The sequence below is a fragment of the Planctomycetaceae bacterium genome (genome assembly GCA_041398825.1).
GTDB lineage: Bacteria > Planctomycetota > Planctomycetia > Planctomycetales > Planctomycetaceae > F1-80-MAGs062.
In genome coordinates, this window is record JAWKTX010000001.1 from 926,137 (window position 1) to 942,585 (window position 16,449).

A 16,449-nucleotide genomic window follows, 5' to 3' on the forward strand; every position below is an offset into this window, starting at 1 on the left:
GATTGTGAGCAACTGACGGCCATTCGCCAAGTCTGAACTGCTACTCGTGCCGCAATGCTTCAATCGGGTCAAGTCGAGCCGCGGCTCTCGCAGGGTAGAGTCCAAACAGAACGCCGATCCCGACAGAGATGCCGAACGCCAGTGGGAGGCTGGCAGGAACCGGACGTGGCTGCATTCCCATGAGCATCTTGCCAAGGTCTGATCCAGCTGTGCCACCTTCGAAGATCAAATTCTCGACGACAAACTTGATCAGATCGAACGCGATCGGCGTCATCAGGCCCAGTGCTACGCCGATTAATCCGCCACTGCCAGCCAGCACAACCGTCTCGGTCAGAAATTGCAGTGTGATGTCGTGCTGTTTCGCACCGAGAGCTCGTCGAATTCCGATTTCTCTGGTCCGCTCTGTGACGGTCGCGAGCATGATGTTCATGATACCGATACCGCCAACGATCAGGCTGATCGCGGCGATTGAACCCAGGACGACGTTAAAGATATCGCGAATCTGTTCGGCTTGTCGAAGAAGTTCCAGCGGAACAACCACGGAATAGTCGCGGTCCGATTTATGGTTTTGCCGCAGGCTTTCCCGGATTACGTCGGCTGTCTGTTCAACGCGATCTTTGTCGTTAATGCGCAGCGTAATCTGGTTGAGTTCAATCTGTTCTGCGCTGAAAGAGCCAGTTGTTCGATCGATATCCAGGTCACCCATTCGTGCCCGCATCGTTTCCAGCGGAATGTAAACGTCGTTGTTGTAGTCCTGACCTGACATGCTGCCACCGATGGCCGCGCTGGCTTCGCGGGCTCGGGTCACGCCTACAATGGTGTAGTAACGGTCGGCAATCTTGATTGACTGCCCCAGAGGATCTTCGTACTGAAATAGCTCCTGCGCGGAGCCGGCCGCCAGGACGGCGACGTTGGATTTGTCGGATCGATCCTTGTCCGAGATGAATCGGCCTTGCGCGAGCATCAGGTGGTTCACATCCAGATACTCGGGCGTGCAGCCGACGATTCTGCAATTCAGCTCACGATGGAGGTGGCGACATGATTTTGTGAGTTCGCGGATGGGAATGGCTTTTTCGACAGTCGGTATCGTCTTCGATAACAGATCGTAGTCTGCTCGAAGCAATCCATAGCGAAGCACAAACGAATTGGAGCTCTGTGCGCCAGCTGTTTCTTTCGGAGGCTTCACGCTGCGGACAATGATGTTTGTTGCCCCCAGTTCAAGCACCTGTTGCTGAGCCTGTTGGCTGGCGCCTTCACCAATGGCCAGCATTGCAATGACCGAAAAGACTCCGAAGACAATACCCAGCATTGTCAGCCCTGACCGCAGCTTGTGCAGCATCAGACTCTTGAGAGCCAGCTGGATTGTTCGAATCAAATTCGGCATGAATATCACTCAGTTCAGGAAATAATCTCTCAATAACCCGGTGCCACATTGGTGTTAACCGGGAAATACTCCTTCTCCGGCAACAACTCCGTCTTTCATGTAGATTTGTCGTTTCGCTAGTTTTGCGACGGCCGGCTCGTGAGTCACCATGATGATGGTGCGACCCTCACGGTTGAGTGCCAGAAGCATCTCCATGATTTCTGATTCGGTTGCAGAGTCCAGGTTTCCTGTCGGCTCGTCCGCCAGAATAATCTGTGGATCATTCACGAGCGCTCGAGCGATGGCGACACGTTGCTGCTGACCACCAGACAACTGGAATGGCCGGTGGTCCAGACGGTCGCCAAGGCCGACCAGCTTGGCCAGGTATTCAATCCGTTCGCGTTCTTTCGTACCGATCGTGGGATATCCGGTTCGATAGTGCAGCGGGACTTCGATATTTTCCACGACTGTGTACTGCGGGATCAGGTTATACGACTGAAAAATAAATCCGATCAGTTCATTGCGAATGGATGACAATTGATCGTCGGACATCAGGGAGACGTCTTTGCCTCCGATGATGTACTTGCCGAGTGTCGGGCGATCCAGAGCTCCCAGCAGATTTAAAAGAGTGCTCTTGCCGCTTCCGGATGATCCCATGATGGCGACAAAGTCCCCTTTCGGAAAATCAATCGAGACTCCGCGTAACGCTTTAACGACGACCGGGCCGAGGTCGTAATGCTTTTGCAGGTCAATAACCTGAGCTGCCATTTCCATGAAAGACACCCGCCTGATTGGAATCCGAACTGTAAACCGGATGAGTGATCCCGCTCTCTTTAGCGGCCCTGCCCCGATGCTTCCTGTCGTTTTCGGAATGCTTCCATCATTTCGTCGAGTGTGATCTTTCCGTCACCGTTCCCGTCAGTCTGGTCGAACGTTTCAGGCCGGCTCGCCTCGTCCTTTGTGATCGCTCCATCCTTGTTCTTATCCTGACGATCAAAGATGGCTTTTGGATCGAACCCGCCCCCACCGCCTGGAGCCCCGGATGCGCCTTGTGGTGCGCCCGGTGATGGACCGCCACTTCGGGCACCTTCACCACCTTTTTCGCCCCGCGGTCGACCACTTCCCATTTCTCCGGGCATTCCAGCCGCCCCCGGCATCGATGGGCCCCCCGCGCCACGCTTTGATCGATCGGGCGTTTCGGCTTTCGGGCGATTGGCTTCGGCTTCAGTTGACAGGCGATTTTCAAGTTCGCTCAGCTCTTTCGAGAAGTGGGTGCGCGGGCTCATGATGACCATTTCGCCTTCGGAAATCCCATCCAGGACCTCCATGTATTCATCGTTCGCGTCACCAACTTTAATCTCTCGTCGTTCCGCAGTGGTCTTGCCTGCAACATAGCTGAAGTAATGACCAGAGAACGAGATGACCGACTGAACGGGAACCTGCAGGACATCTTCTTTTCGGTCTTCGACAATAATGCGAACCTGCGCCGTCATGCCCGGCTTCAGGCGTCGTACCTTTTCGGTTGAGTCTGTAATTTCAATCACCGCCTGATACTCTTTCAGGTCGGTATTGGGCCAGCTGCCCGGCATGGGCACGGACGAGACCGTTTGCAATCGGCCGTGATAAGGGTCCCCGGGCAATGCGTCGATCTCAATTTCAACCGGCTGACCAACCATCACGCGGCTAATCTTTGATTCGTGAATTCGTGCGTCGATCTTCATCGCATCCAGGTCCGGCAGGTTGATGATCGCCTGACGTTCACGGACACTGGCTCCTTCTTCGATGACGACCGGTTCGCTGCGGCTGCTCTTTTGGGAGGCGTAAACGACTTCACCGGCCTGAGATGCCACCAGCCGGCTTGCGGCAATCTGTCGCCGGAGCAGTTCAAGCTTTTCCGTTTCGACGGCTTCGGTCAGTTTGGCCGCTTCCAGGTCAGCCTGAAGCAGCGCCATGGCCGCCTCACCTTCAAGCTTCGCTCGCTGCGTCTCGCGTTTCGTGTCTTCCGCCAGCTGCTTCAGTTCTTTGACAGTGCGGGTGTAGGTGAACTTTTCCAGAACGTTCAGCTCACCCTTCTTCACGACCAGCTGGATTTCTGACTGCGTCACCTTAATCCGGGAGCCTTCGAGTACGTTCAGATTGGCATAGCCACGGCGAGCCTGGTCCCGAACACGCTCATAATCTTCCATGTTCATGGCGAGCGCTTCTTCGTTCTGTTTGATCTCGCCTTTCAGTGTTTCCAGGGCCTGTTGGTACTCACCGCCCTCGGCCAGATACTTTTCGAGGTCCAGTTCTGCGAGAGATTCGGCCAGCTCAGCTTTGGCAATATTGCTGGCGTTTGTCGTCTCCTGAATCTGGATGTTCTTCTGCGCCTTTTCCAGATTCGCCTTGGCCGTCGTCAGCTTAATCTGCTGCTCTTTTTCTTTTTCAACCAGGACGGACGAATCCAGTTCACAGAGAACATCGCCCGCCAGGTAGTCGCCTTTGCGAATTTTCTGGCGGTCTTCAACGAGGACCTCGGTGAATTCGCCCAAAGTGACGTCGTAGCTTTGTTCTGTTCCGTCGTCAGCAACAACACGCAGTGTCTTGTGCGAATCCGAATCGACGTCGACGAATTCTACCACACCGTCGAAGTCTGCGATGACGGGGCCGCTTACGCGACTGCCTTCAGGAACGAGGCTGATAATAGTGGTCGAGCCCTCGATCTTGCTGGTCAACGTTGCATTTCGAAGACTGTCGACCGTTCCATTCTCAGTGATCATGATGCGGAACGGGCCTTTTTCCGCCATGCGAAGTATATACCTGGAACTCAGACTCGCCTCCGACGGGCGAATTGCTGACATCAGGGGTTCTCGAATCGCTGGCACTGAAAAGGCCACGACCGCACCGACAATCAGCATCGATACCACGATCAGCAGCATTGATTTGCCGGAGCGTTGATTCGAATAACGTGTCATAAGCTGGCGAGCGACGACGGTTTTAGGAGGGAGCATCCTCTGAGACCTCACGTTGTTTGGTGATTAGGTTCCGGGAAGGCGGGCCTGAACAGTATTGGGAACCTAAGGATTCGGTATCGGCGGGACAGAACTGAAGTCTGGTGAGCCTTCAGATTGTACACCATCCATCTTCTGATAAAACCCGTCAGTCCAAACTCCGCGCCGGTCGATTTCCATAATACCCATATCGCGGAACACATTGAGACGGTTATTTTCGTACGTGACCCAGTCACTCACCAAAGAATTCTGGGCTCCAAGTACCGAATTCAAGGCGTTCAACAGGTTCAGAGCGTTCGTCTGGGCGGCTCCCTGAGCGGACAACGAGGCGTTGTCGTACTGCAGAGCAGCGTTTCGAACTGTTTGTCTGTCTACCTCAATTCGCTTCTCCTGAACTGTAATCTGACGCCAGGCCTGGCGAATACTCTGCTTAATCTGGTCTTCCAGCAGCATGTAGGCCCGGCGTTCACGCTGATAATTGATCAGGGCAACGTTGTAGGCATTTCGCTCGTCCACCATATCCATCGGCGTCTTAAAGTCGATGCCCCCCTGGTAATTGGAGGATTCGCCGCCGGCCCCGGTCTTTGCGGAAAGCCGCAGGTCCATGGTGGATTCAAGCCGATTTGCGGCGATTTCAACAGCACGCCGCCTGTCCATAACGCTGGCTCGAGCGTTCATCAGGTCGTGTCGTTGTTCCAGCCCAATCCTCACGACTTCTTCGATATCGGGTTTGGGCTCGCCCGACGTCAGCGCGAACCGATTTAACGCGATGGCTTCCACGCGAAGACCCGCCTGCACCACCTGAAGGCTCTGTGCCGCGCGCTGAAGGTCTTCCCGCAGGGCGAATGCCGCTTTGCGGATGAACTGCATCAGCTTGTCCGCATCCATGCTGACGGAATCGCTCTTGTTGGCCTGCTTCAGGTACTGCCATGCAGACGGCATCTCCGAGGGTTCCACGGTTCCGTTGTTGTCTGCATCCAGCTTCTGAAGGATCGATTGTGCACTATCGGCATTCGCGACTTCCAGGAAAGAATCCAGTGTGGCAGATGCAATGGCAAACTCGCGCTCACTCATTCGGAACAGCCGCAGATCCCTTTCCAGATCCGCCATGACTCGCTCGCGCTCACCTTCTGAGATGAAGTATCTGCGTCCGTCTTCTGTCTGCTGCCAGTCGGTTTCTGTGGCCTGCAAAATCTGGCGGATTGGCTCAAAGTCATTCTGCACCTGTGTCAGGCCCACCTCAAACAGGTGATCTCTGTCGAGCGCCAGTTCTGAGAGGTAGTCTTTCAGGATCTCAACATCAACGGCCGCGCCGGTGTCTGCCGGCGGCAGAAGCTTTTGCCCCAGAGAAAGCTGAAGCTCACGAAATTCCTTTTCCGCCTGAATCAGTTTCAGGCTGATTAATTCGAATGGAGCCAGCAGTGTTTCATCGATCTCAAGTTGTACGTTGGGCGGAAGACCGAGGGTGATCTTCAAATTGTCCAGCTGATCGGCATACTGTCGACGAGAGTTCTCCAGCTGGTTCTGAGTACTGTTGTAATTGGTCCGCAACTGTGCCGCCGACAGACTGACCACATTGCCCTGTTTGTAAGCAATGATCTGCTGCACAGCGGCCTGATAGGCTTCGTTGTCGGTCAGGGCCAGTAATTCCTGTTCCTGCGCGTCGGTCATCTCACCGGTCCACGTCAGGGTGCGACCGTCGTATCGAAGATTTCCCTGAAGACTTTCCGGAATTTCGAAGTCATCCGGCATCTGCGGCAACATCTCCGGCAGCAGATTGGGCTTACGGCTATCCTGAGCTTCCTGAGCATCCAGCTGCTCTCGAAGCTGACGCAAATTGTTTTCCGTATTCAGGATGTTCTGCTTTTGCTGCAGCAGGCCCAGGTAACTTTGAGCAACACTGGTGAAGAGCGTTTGTCGAAATCGAGCCAGTGTTCTCGCCTGATACAGAACATTACGTTCTGCCTGTGTCAGCGGTTCCAGAGCGATCTTGCGACCAGCGTTCAGCAGCAGAGGCTGCGTCAGTGTAAAGGCCATCGACGATGCTGAAGAATCCTTCGAACCAAACAGCCAGACGGTTTGGTTGACAAGTTCAACGGCAATCTGCCCGCCGGCAGGAAGTGCCTGAGAGATTCCAAATGCCGGACGGAAGGCGGCATTGGAACGCCCCGGATCCGGATTTGTCAGCGAAAAACCAGCTCCCGGTGCGGCTCCGGCCGTATTAATGAAACGGACGCCTAAACGAAATCTTTCCAGCGTTAAGGCAAGAGCATCCAGATAGAGGTCCTCGATGTTTGTCTGATAATCTCTGCTGTGGATGTAGGCCAGGTCCACGGCATCCGGAAGGGTGACTTTCAGGATCTGAATCTGGGAATGTCCAATCACGGGATCGGCGCCCTGCACCGCCACTCCGTATGGTTCCAGCCATTGCGGGTTTTCAATGCTGAGTGCTGTGCCCAGCTTGTGCCAGCTCTTGTACCCGCGTTTTCCATTCACGCAGTGCATGAATTCGTGTGCAGCTGGATCATCGGGCGGAAGTGGTTCACAATCCGGATCATAGGGATCGAAAAATCGGCTTCGGACATCCGGCTTCAGGTCGATCCGGGGGACCTGCCATCGCGGATCATTCAGCTTCTCGGTGACCGCATTGTAGGTATCTTTTTCTGCCTGCCGTCGCCAGAATTGGCGCGAACACCCGCTGAACGTAGACAAGCTCAGTGACCCCATCATGAGCCATGTGGTCACTTTGCGTGCGTATGTACCAGTCAGTTTAGTCAGCATCCTGCTGCTCTCCATTGAGTCCGTGTTCGTCCCTGAACACAAAAAAGAAGCAGTGGCGATCGACGTCAATGGTGCGTGTCAATCGTAACTGCCCTGTCGAACGTCGCGTGCTTCGATGATCCGTCATTGAGGCTGCGAACGTTCGTCCCACTGTGCTCTCCCTTCTGTTCCTCGAACAGCCGGGCGACCACCCTCGTCCAGATTTGCAGGCTGGTCGGACGGTGTGGGTTATTCGGATTTCGTCCAGGATTCGACCCGTACTTCATGGCATCCGGGACCGGATTTCAGACTCGGGATAATCGATCCAGTCCGCGCGAACAGATCCCTATGATCTTCAAAGGCCGAACGAAGCGGACATCCGCTGTGAACACGAAAACCAAATTGACCAACAGAATCGTCAACGTCGATAGAATCGTTACATTTTGACAAACTCAACAGACTCTGCGGCCCCGCTGACAGTTCGCCACCCTTGAAACTCAAGAGAGAATTTGTGTGCCCATAACGCCTTCCGCTCGTAAACCCCTTGTGACCCTTTCTGATGCGGCATTGTCGTTCGATGGAGAACGACAGGTCCTGCGGCAATTGAATCTGGAAGTCGCGGAGGGAGAATTCCTCAGCATCGTCGGACCTTCAGGCAGCGGCAAGTCGACGGTGCTGCGATTGATTGCGGGGCTTCTCGAGCCAACCGGCGGAAGTGTCAGCAGGCACCTCGAGAGAACTTCGCTGCATTTTGGGTTTGTTTTTCAGCAACCCACTCTGCTGCCCTGGCGTACGGCGATACAGAATCTGCTGCTGCCAGCGGAACTGGGAGCAGAAAAGAAGGATGTCTCGATCTATGACGCACAGCAAATGCTCAGGCGAGTGGGACTGTCAGAATCAGATACGCAAAAGCGTCCTTCAGCACTTTCGGGTGGGATGCAGATGCGGTTGTCCCTGGCCCGTGCGCTGATTCTTCGCCCCGATGTCTTACTGCTGGATGAGCCGCTGGCAGCTGTCGATGATCTGCTTCGAATGAGCCTGCAGGAAGAAGTTCGCCGGCTGCACGAGGAACTGTCACTGACTTCGGTTCTGGTGACTCACAATCTTGCTGAAGCTGTGTTTATGAGCGATCGCGTTGTTGTTTTGTCGGGCTCTCCTGCTCGCGTGACGCATGACGTGCCCGTCAAATTCAAAGAGCTTCGGAGTTCTGAACTCCGAAGCTCCGATGAGTTTCATCGTCAGGTGGATGGCCTGACGAGGCGTTTGCTGGGAACGGCTACTTCAATTCTCTGACGCGGATATTTTTGAATTCAACCCACATCGGCTTACCGGCGTGCAGTTGCAGCGCGACGATACCTTCTTTCAGGGCCAGCTCAGGGTCTTCGTCGGTGAAGTCCAGCACGAGGCGACCGTTGGTGTAGTGCTGGATGTGGTTGCCTTTTGCAATGATGACGACATCGTTCCAGTCATCGACTTTGAACAGGTTGGAATATTCTTCCTTCGAGATCAATTCCTCCTGAACATGCTTCTTTCCGTCAGACCAGTTCGCCTTTTCGCCGACAAGACAAATTCGTCCTCGCTTGCCACCCTCGTCGTAGATAAACCCGCTGACGTTGGGCAGTGTGTTCTCATTTCGGATTTCATGCTGGTATCCACGGACCACCCAGTCGTTGCGAACTTTACCTTCGGTGATGTGACGAGATCGGTACTGGATGCCTGAATTGTTGGAGGCGTTGCAGCGGAATGACAATCGCAATTCAAAGTCGTTCAGCTTTCCTCCCTGCCAGATCAGGAATGTATTGCCGTTGGCGGCGTTTTCGGGAGTAGTTTCACCATGGATGACACCGTCTTTCACGGACCAGAGTCTTGGGTCGCCACTCCAGCCTTCGAGGTCCATTCCATTAAACAACACCTTCATGCCTTCCGACTCTGCAGGGGCATTTCTGTTGTCGTCCGCATTCTCTGTGACGATCAGCAGGCAGGTCAACATGAACGTAAAGAATCGCATTGAAATCTCCGGAGGTTGGTGTTTGGGGCGTGTGACTACGTCAGGGAAATTCGGAATGACAATAGGTCAGGTGAGAGTCCTGCTGGTGTCGTTGGTGTGAAGCGTCGAGCATACCCGGCGAACTACCGACATTCAACGCCCAGTATGATGGAGTTTAATCCGCTGCCAATCCCCATCAGAGCCAGGTTGGTTCCCGCTGCCGGAGGATTGTTTTCCAGCCCCAGCGACAACGCCATCGGCAGCGCTGCCGCGCCAGTATTTCCGAATCGCTCCACTGTTGGAAAATCCAGTCGTGGGTCCAGTCCAAGGCGTTCCATCAAGAGATTGCGATGTTGTTTTCCAACCTGGTGAGTAAATACACGATGGACCGACGTATTCGTCCAGCTCAGAAGGGCCTTGGCTTTGGTCCATGTCCTTTGAGCGATGGCGATTCCTGCGTGAAGCAGGGCCTCAGAATCTGTCTCCATTCGGGGTCTGGAATCTCCATTCGCAGACGAATCGACTCCTCCAGCGCAAAGATTATGGGCTGACGAATCGGATAAGAACGCTCCACCTTTCAACATTCGGTGCGTCTTGCTGAGTCGTTTGTCGCAAAGGACGATGGCGGCCGAACCGGATCCAATCGTGAGAGATGCAAAGGCTGGTTTGATGGATTGTCGAGTGATCGACGGATCATTCAGCAAACTATCGATTGTCCCTTCGACAAGGCTTCGACCGGTTTCCGTTCCAACAACGACGCCTGCACGGATTCGGCCGAGTTCAATCAGATCAGCGATGATCAGCATGCCATTCAAGAGGCCCAGGCACGCGTTGCTCACGTCCATCACGAGCGAATCACCGGGAAGTTGAGCGGCTGCATGAACTGCGGCTGCCGTTGCGGGTTCCATCTGGTCGCGACAGACAGAGCCGTGGATCAATGCACCAAAATAGTGCCGGGGTATGCCGGATCGATCGATGGCGTTGTTTGCGGTTTCGGCGCTAATTGTTCCGGGACGCGTGTGTCGATCGAAAAATCGACGCTCCTGAATTCCGGTCATAAGCTCCAGACGCCCGGATGGCAGGCCCAGCCGTTCGTACACAGGAGCCAACTGTCGCTCCAATTCTTCCGATGTCACAACGTTGGTGGGAAGGGTGTGGCTGACGGCTTCGATACAGACGTTCTGATAACGCATCCGAGATTGCTTCCGACGGAAAATAATCAACAGCAATTCAACTTACTGCCGGATCAAAGAGGCTCACGTTTGAAAACAGGGCGGAAAATAACCGGAAGCCGGAAAACAGAAAACGCACCTGGCTTGCGCGAGGTGCGTTTTTGGCAATGTTGTCTCTGCAATCTCAGATTCGAGCCCCGAGAGCGTCCGAAGATTCAAGCCGCTGTCGCAATAACTGAATTTCGTCCAGCATTCCAGTGCGTCGATCACTGTCTTCGGGCGTTGGATCCCGTTGCTCGAGCATGATCGCGCTACGAACGTAACGCAATCCCCTTAGCAGGACGTCGCGCTCGTGGGGGGTCAGCTCAACCTGAAAAATACTGTCCATCGCGAAAGAACTCCGACAAGACTTCGGCATCAATGCGCGATCGCGGAAACCTCCCTGATTCCCGATTGGCGTTTCGTACGACATGCAAGTGTACGCCCAGCATCGGTCACACTCAAGCCGTCCGTTTTTGCTATTTTGGGCCAGATGTCAGAAATGCACACCCAGGAATCAAATTGACAATCAAACCCGAAACTCAAGGAATGTCGAAGATCTGTGTCAGGAAATCTTTGATGGAGAGGGCTTCTGTCCCCGGGAAGGATCGTAAAAACCAGAGATTTGGCCTAAAGCTGTCTGCTTCCTTGATGTCAATTCAGGCTTCAGGTCGGTGACACTGCAAATTGCAGTTACCAGAGGGAGATCTGATAATTCCGGGACTGCATATTTGGCCGACGAAACGTTTGCCCGGGTAAAATTGGAAGCACTGTCCTGCTCCACAGTTTGAGCAGTATCTTCGCCCGGATCCGCCTCCCTTCCGTTTGCAGCAACGTCAGCGATCCTGGAGATTGGCAGCCTGTAAGTCCCGGAAGCAATCCGCACCTCGTTTGCTGCCAGCGTGTTTTCTCCATGAAGATCAAACGGAGGGTGTGGACTAAACCCCACGACTAAAGTCGATGCTGACTTTCCGTTGAAGAACCCGGGCAGGCACGCTGGACGACGGAAAACCGTCGCGTTTTCAGGTCTCCCGCTCGAGCCAGTCCCGTACTTCAACTGGCTGCTAAGCGAAGCTAAGCAACACCATGGAAAGAATGTTTGCCATTTGCCTGGCCTACACGTTCCGTTGGTACGGTGCTGAATCTGTGGGGACGAATTCTGATCACCTGGATCGCAGGTTTTGTGGATAACCCGTCCCTACTTATACTGCTCAAGCTGGTTCCGATTCGAAGTCACTTCGCGAAGGATCTTTCCGTGAGTTGCCGATCAAACGGTTGTTTCTCTGCGAGTCGCATGCGTCGACTGATGTGGGTTTTTCTAGCGATCCTTTCTTCAGGTCATCCATTCTGCGGAGGCGGACTGTTGGCAGAGGATCGGATCGGCGATGGTCTTGTTGCGCTGTACACCTTCGAAGCTGGTGGTGGGGGCCAGGTGCAGAATCGTGTGTCCGAAGATTCACGCGGCGGGCTGAAAATCATGGCCTCAAGCCATGCGTCCTGGCAGATAGACGGGATTCGTGTGAACTCCTCGACTCGACTCTATCAGCAGGACGCTCAGCACATCAATAAGTCGATCGTGCGGTCGGGAGAATGCAGTGTTGAAATCTGGCTGACTCCCGAGAACCTGCAGCAGAAAGGACCGGCGAGGATTGTTTCGCTGTCGTCTGATCCTTCGCATCGGAATCTGACTGTTGGGCAGAATGGCGACACTTTCGAAGTTCGATTGCGAACGACAGGGACTTCTGAGAACGGTCTGCCTTCTTTCGCAACGGCGAGTGGAACGGTGACAACAACGCGTACCCATTTGGTGGTGACCCGCAGCCGTAACGGACAGGTCCGGATTTTCCTGAATGGCAAAGTCGCGTACTCCGGTCGTGTCGAAGGGGAGTTGTCAAACTGGGATTTGAACTATCCGCTGGTCGTTGCGAACGAAGCAACGGGTGATCGGCCCTGGATAGGTACGATTCATCTGATGGCCTTGTTCGATCGCGCGATCAGCGGCAGCGAAGTCCAATCGAATTTTGAGGCGGGTGTGATTGCCGGCCGAGAACTGATGACAAGGCTCCCTGTGCCCGCGAAGCAGGCGGTTAGTTTTGTACAGGACGTTCGCCCGATACTTCAAAAACACTGTTTCGAATGTCATGCCGCAGGCAACGAAGAAGGTGGACTTAATCTTTCTATGCGATCGCGAGCGATGGAGGGCGGTCGAAACGGGGCGAGTATGCGTCGCGGGCACAGTGCTCTGAGCCCGCTGATTCACCGTGTCGCTCGTCTCAGCGAAGCAACGGCAATGCCTCCGGAAGGTTCATTAACTCCGGAAGAGATTGGCGTTCTTCGCAGGTGGATTGACGACGGGGCCATTTGGCCGGAGTCCGCAGACATCGCGGATCCCCGGATTGAAAAAGCTCGAGAACACTGGGCCTTTCAGCCTCTGGCCAGTACCGTCCCGATTCCGCAGTTGAGCAAAGACCAAACGCCTTCCGGTAACCCGATTGATGCGTTTGTCATGGCGGCTCTCAGCAGGAAGGAGCTGGCGCTGAACCCTCCGGCGCCGGATGATGTACTTGTGAGACGCATGGCGATGGATGTTGTCGGGCTGCCCCCAACACCGGAAATGCATAAGGTTTATGCTGATGATCCTGGTTCGCTTGTCGAACACCTGCTGGCAGATTCCGGTTATGGCGAGCGATGGGGGCGTCACTGGCTGGATGCAGCTCGTTACGCGGATAGTGATGGGCAGGAGGGCGATCGGGATCGTCCCGGCGCGTGGGTATACAGGGACTTTGTCATTCGAGCCATGAACGACGATATGCCGTTCGACCAGTTTGTAAGATGGCAGTTGGCTGGGGACGAGTTGTCCCCAGAGAATGTTCTGGCTGTCTCTGCAACCGGTTTTCTGGCCGCCGGGCCAAGCACCGTTCTGGAAGATTCATTCCTGGAAGAGGAGCGACTGCAGAATCGATACAACGAACTGGATGACATCGTTTCAACGACCGGGAGTGCACTGCTTGGGTTGACGATCGGGTGTGCAAGATGTCATGACCATAAATACGACGCCGTTTCGTCGCGGGAGTATTATCGACTGCTGAGTGCCTTCCACAGCGGCGATCGCAGGGAGGTCAAACTAGCCGGCCTTTCAGATCAGGCGATGATTTTTCAGGACTTTGGGGCCGAACCACGAACGACATGGTTATTTGAACGCGGTGATTTCTACGATCGCGATCAAATCGTTCAGCTTGGTTTTCTGAACGTCCTGACGAATCAAACGACTCCCGAAGCTTACATGGAGACTGCCCTGCAAACGGCATCAAAGCCAGACTCAACCCGTCAGAGGACTGCGCTGGCATGGTGGATGACGGATTCGCAGCGGGGGGCCGGTGCGCTCTTGGCTCGCGTGATCGTAAATCGTCTGTGGTATCACCATTTTGGTGAAGGCCTGGTTCGCAGCGTTGGCGATTTTGGTGTGCGAGGCGAACTCCCTTCTCACCCTGAGCTGTTAGAGTGGCTTGCCAGTGAGCTTGTGAATCACGGCTGGTCGCTGAAGCACATCCATCGGCTGATCCTGAACAGCAGGACGTGGCAGCAAAGCTCAGAGTTTCGTGAAAATGCGTCGACTGTAGATCCCGAGAATCAGCTTCTGTGGCGGTTCACACCGCGTCGGCTGGAGGCGGAAGTCCTTCGCGATTCGATGTTGTCCGTGGCAGGTCTGCTCAACCGACAGATGTATGGTCCTTCATTCAAACCACCGATTTCGACTGATGCCATGATTGCCCGCAATCTGAAAACGGCATACCCGAAAGACGTCGAAGAATCAGACGACACACGCCGCCGCACAGTGTACATGTTTCATAAACGAGTGATTCCTTATCCACTGCTGCAGGCGTTCGATCGGCCTGACAGTCTTCAGAGTTGTTCTCGCCGAAGCGTTACGACAGTGGCTCCCCAGGCACTTGCCATTCTGAACGATCCTTTCGTACGTGATTGTGCGAAGAACTTCGCCCGCCGGATTGCCAGTGAGTTTCCTGACAGTAATTCCGGTGAACGCACATCAGACCGCGTGCGTGCATGCATTGAATCAGCTTTGAGTCGTACTGCGACTTTGGGAGAAGTCGAACAGGGTGTGGCATTTGTTCGGTCGCAGGTGAACTTCAGGCAGGACAGAGGCGGCAATGAACCCGTCGACGTCGTATCGCTGGCTGATTTCTGTCAGGTACTGTTCGGACTCAATGAATTTGCCTGGATCGAATAATTGTTTGTCATGTCTGGAAATGGACCATTGGCAGGAATCGAACAACGCGAGCTTCCGGACCGGGTGCCTGGTCCGGAACGCGATTGTGTCAGTGAAGGTCCGTGAAGATTCAGCCACCTCGAACTCAGGGTACGGATGGATTTCAAAGCCATCGTCCTGCCTGCTAGAATGCGGGACGTATGACCGCCGGAAGTGTCGATCACGTGGGGCAGATCCGTTCCCTGGATTTGGACACAAGTTGTGGTGTATCGAAACGTCGTCTGATCGCAGCCATTTGGGCTTAATTTCTGGTCCTTTGTAGAAGTACATGCACGATGCCTGTCTATCTTGGAATTGATATCGGAACGAGTGGCACGAAGACTCTGGCCATGCGAGAGGATGGTCAGATTCTGGCAACGGCGACGGAAGAATATCCATTGAGCAGTCCGAAGCCCGGATGGAGTGAGCAAGACCCAATTGACTGGTGGAATGCCTCCGTCAAATCCGTTCGCCGCGTGATGAAAGCTGCCAAACTCAAGCCAGCGGATGTCGGAGGGATTGGACTGAGCGGTCAGATGCACGGTAGTGTATTTCTGGACAAGTCAGGCGAAGTCATCCGCCCTGCTCTGCTTTGGAATGATCAGAGAACGGCAGCGGAATGCGCTGAGATTGAATCACTGGCCGGAGGTCGATCGAAGCTGATTCAGATGGTGGCCAATCCCGCATTGACCGGTTTCACCGCCCCGAAAATTTTGTGGTTGCGGAATCGTGAAAAGAGAAACTTCCAGAAAACCGTTCAGGTCCTTCTTCCGAAAGACTATGTCCGGTATCGCATGACGGGCGAGTTTGCGACAGAAGTCAGTGATGCATCCGGAACGTTGTTGCTGGATGTTGTGAAGCGAGACTGGTCGAAGCCATTGCTCAGCAAGTTGCAGCTTGATGCGTCGCTGCTGCCCAAAGTTTATGAATCCGAAGAGGTCAGCGGTCAGCTGACCGAAATGGTCGCCAGAGAGATGGGGCTGTTACCCGGAACGCCGGTTGTCGGAGGTGGTGGGGATCAGGCTGCAAGTGCGATTGGCAACGGAATTGTGCGGAAAGGTGTCGTTTCTGCGACCATGGGGACAAGCGGCGTTGTGTTTGCGCACAGCGACGATGTGCAGGTCGATCCGGCGGGACGTCTCCATACATTCTGCCATGCGGTTCGCGGAAAATGGCACGTCATGGGATGTGTATTGTCAGCGGGCGGGAGTCTGCAGTGGTTCCGAAATCAGCTCTGTCAAAGCGAAATCGATCTTGCGAAAAAACAGAAGGTTGACCCTTACGAGCTGATCACGCAGCAGGCTGCGGCAGCACCAGCAGGATCTGAGGGCCTGTTCTTTCTGCCGTATCTGACGGGCGAACGGACGCCCCATGCCGATCCGAATGCTCGTGCCTGCTGGATTGGCTTAAGTCTTCGGCATGGGAAAGGCCACATGGCCCGGGCCGTTATGGAAGGCGCTACCTATGCGATGCGCGACACACTGGAAATCATTCGGGAGATGACGATCCCGGTGAGCGAAATTCGACTCTCTGGCGGTGGGGCACGCAGCGAATTCTGGCGGCAAATGCAGGCGGACATCTACGGTCAGCCTGTTTGCACAATTAACGCGGAGGAAGGTCCGGCGTATGGAGTTGCTTTGTTGGCTGCTGCCGGAACCGGTGCCTACAGCGATGTTGTTGAAGCGTGTAACGCGACCATTCGTGTCGTTTCGAAGACCAGCCAGAAATCGAAAGCTGTGAAGAAGTACAATTCGGGGTACCCGATTTATCAAAAGTTGTACCGTTCACTTCGCGACGATTTTGCGGACATCCAGAATCTGGTGAACGGGTAGGTTGCTCTGCAACTTGAACGCCGCTGAATTGAGGCGGAA

Annotated in this window: 11 protein-coding genes; 3 read left to right on the forward strand and 8 right to left on the reverse strand. The window is 54.5% G+C overall.

Annotated features, from left to right (window positions below; all coding sequences use genetic code 11):
- Positions 1–40: 40 nt before the first annotated feature.
- The 5 genes from R3C20_03325 to R3C20_03345 all read right to left on the reverse strand — a co-directional run bounded on the left by R3C20_03325 (position 41) and on the right by R3C20_03345 (position 7,285).
- The gene (locus tag R3C20_03325; GenBank protein MEZ6039509.1) at positions 41–1,384 is read right to left on the reverse strand and encodes an ABC transporter permease; all 1,344 of its coding nucleotides are present in this window, start codon (positions 1,382–1,384) and stop codon (positions 41–43) included.
- A gap of 54 nt (positions 1,385–1,438) precedes the next feature.
- On the reverse strand, positions 1,439–2,137 hold the full coding sequence (locus R3C20_03330) for an ABC transporter ATP-binding protein (GenBank protein MEZ6039510.1): 699 nt from the start codon (positions 2,135–2,137) through the stop codon (positions 1,439–1,441).
- A gap of 59 nt (positions 2,138–2,196) precedes the next feature.
- On the reverse strand, positions 2,197–4,353 hold the full coding sequence (locus R3C20_03335) for an HlyD family efflux transporter periplasmic adaptor subunit (protein MEZ6039511.1): 2,157 nt from the start codon (positions 4,351–4,353) through the stop codon (positions 2,197–2,199).
- A 66-nt stretch (positions 4,354–4,419) separates the two neighbouring features.
- Positions 4,420–7,134, reverse strand: coding sequence for a TolC family protein (locus tag R3C20_03340; GenBank protein ID MEZ6039512.1), 2,715 nt, complete (start codon positions 7,132–7,134; stop codon positions 4,420–4,422).
- Positions 7,124–7,285: a hypothetical protein gene (locus R3C20_03345; protein MEZ6039513.1), complete on the reverse strand. Its 162-nt coding sequence runs from the start codon at positions 7,283–7,285 to the stop codon at positions 7,124–7,126. Before R3C20_03345 ends, R3C20_03340 begins: the two co-directional genes overlap by 11 nt.
- 341 nt (positions 7,286–7,626) lie before the next feature.
- On the opposite strand from R3C20_03345, the gene R3C20_03350 reads away from it, so the two are divergent.
- Positions 7,627–8,406, forward strand: coding sequence for an ABC transporter ATP-binding protein (locus R3C20_03350; GenBank protein ID MEZ6039514.1), 780 nt, complete (start codon positions 7,627–7,629; stop codon positions 8,404–8,406).
- Here the strand turns inward: R3C20_03350 and R3C20_03355 are convergent.
- The 3 genes from R3C20_03355 to R3C20_03365 all read right to left on the reverse strand — a co-directional run bounded on the left by R3C20_03355 (position 8,390) and on the right by R3C20_03365 (position 10,660).
- Positions 8,390–9,121, reverse strand: coding sequence for a DUF1080 domain-containing protein (locus R3C20_03355; protein ID MEZ6039515.1), 732 nt, complete (start codon positions 9,119–9,121; stop codon positions 8,390–8,392). The two genes, R3C20_03350 and R3C20_03355, sit on opposite strands and share 17 nt — an antisense overlap.
- A gap of 122 nt (positions 9,122–9,243) precedes the next feature.
- Entirely contained in the window at positions 9,244–10,293 is a 1,050-nt protein-coding gene (locus R3C20_03360; protein MEZ6039516.1) for a 3-oxoacyl-ACP synthase III, read from the reverse strand.
- 163 nt (positions 10,294–10,456) lie between these two features.
- Complete coding sequence (locus R3C20_03365; GenBank protein MEZ6039517.1) at positions 10,457–10,660, reverse strand: hypothetical protein; 204 nt, start codon at positions 10,658–10,660, stop codon at positions 10,457–10,459.
- A gap of 1,014 nt (positions 10,661–11,674) precedes the next feature.
- Between R3C20_03365 and R3C20_03370 the strand changes: the two genes are divergently transcribed.
- Together R3C20_03370 and xylB are read left to right on the forward strand one after the other, a co-directional pair.
- Positions 11,675–14,560 carry a DUF1553 domain-containing protein gene (locus R3C20_03370; GenBank protein ID MEZ6039518.1) on the forward strand — a complete coding sequence of 962 codons (2,886 nt, stop codon included), beginning with the start codon at positions 11,675–11,677 and terminating at the stop codon, positions 14,558–14,560.
- Between the two features lie 314 nt (positions 14,561–14,874).
- The gene (xylB, locus tag R3C20_03375; protein MEZ6039519.1) at positions 14,875–16,410 is read left to right on the forward strand and encodes a xylulokinase; all 1,536 of its coding nucleotides are present in this window, start codon (positions 14,875–14,877) and stop codon (positions 16,408–16,410) included.
- The last annotated feature ends 39 nt before the right edge of the window (positions 16,411–16,449 follow it).

What these genes read in the sequence shown, in the direction of transcription:
- xylB (MEZ6039519.1), top strand. Translation starts at nt 14,875, where the DNA reads ATGCCTGTCTATCTTGGAATTGATATCGGAACGAGTGGCACGAAGACT.
- R3C20_03365 (MEZ6039517.1), bottom strand. Translation starts at nt 10,660, where the DNA reads ATGGACAGTATTTTTCAGGTTGAGCTGACCCCCCACGAGCGCGACGTC.
- R3C20_03340 (MEZ6039512.1), bottom strand. Translation starts at nt 7,134, where the DNA reads ATGCTGACTAAACTGACTGGTACATACGCACGCAAAGTGACCACATGG.
- R3C20_03355 (MEZ6039515.1), bottom strand. Translation starts at nt 9,121, where the DNA reads ATGCGATTCTTTACGTTCATGTTGACCTGCCTGCTGATCGTCACAGAG.
- R3C20_03325 (MEZ6039509.1), bottom strand. Translation starts at nt 1,384, where the DNA reads ATGCCGAATTTGATTCGAACAATCCAGCTGGCTCTCAAGAGTCTGATG.
- R3C20_03360 (MEZ6039516.1), bottom strand. Translation starts at nt 10,293, where the DNA reads ATGCGTTATCAGAACGTCTGTATCGAAGCCGTCAGCCACACCCTTCCC.
- R3C20_03330 (MEZ6039510.1), bottom strand. Translation starts at nt 2,137, where the DNA reads ATGGAAATGGCAGCTCAGGTTATTGACCTGCAAAAGCATTACGACCTC.
- R3C20_03335 (MEZ6039511.1), bottom strand. Translation starts at nt 4,353, where the DNA reads ATGCTCCCTCCTAAAACCGTCGTCGCTCGCCAGCTTATGACACGTTAT.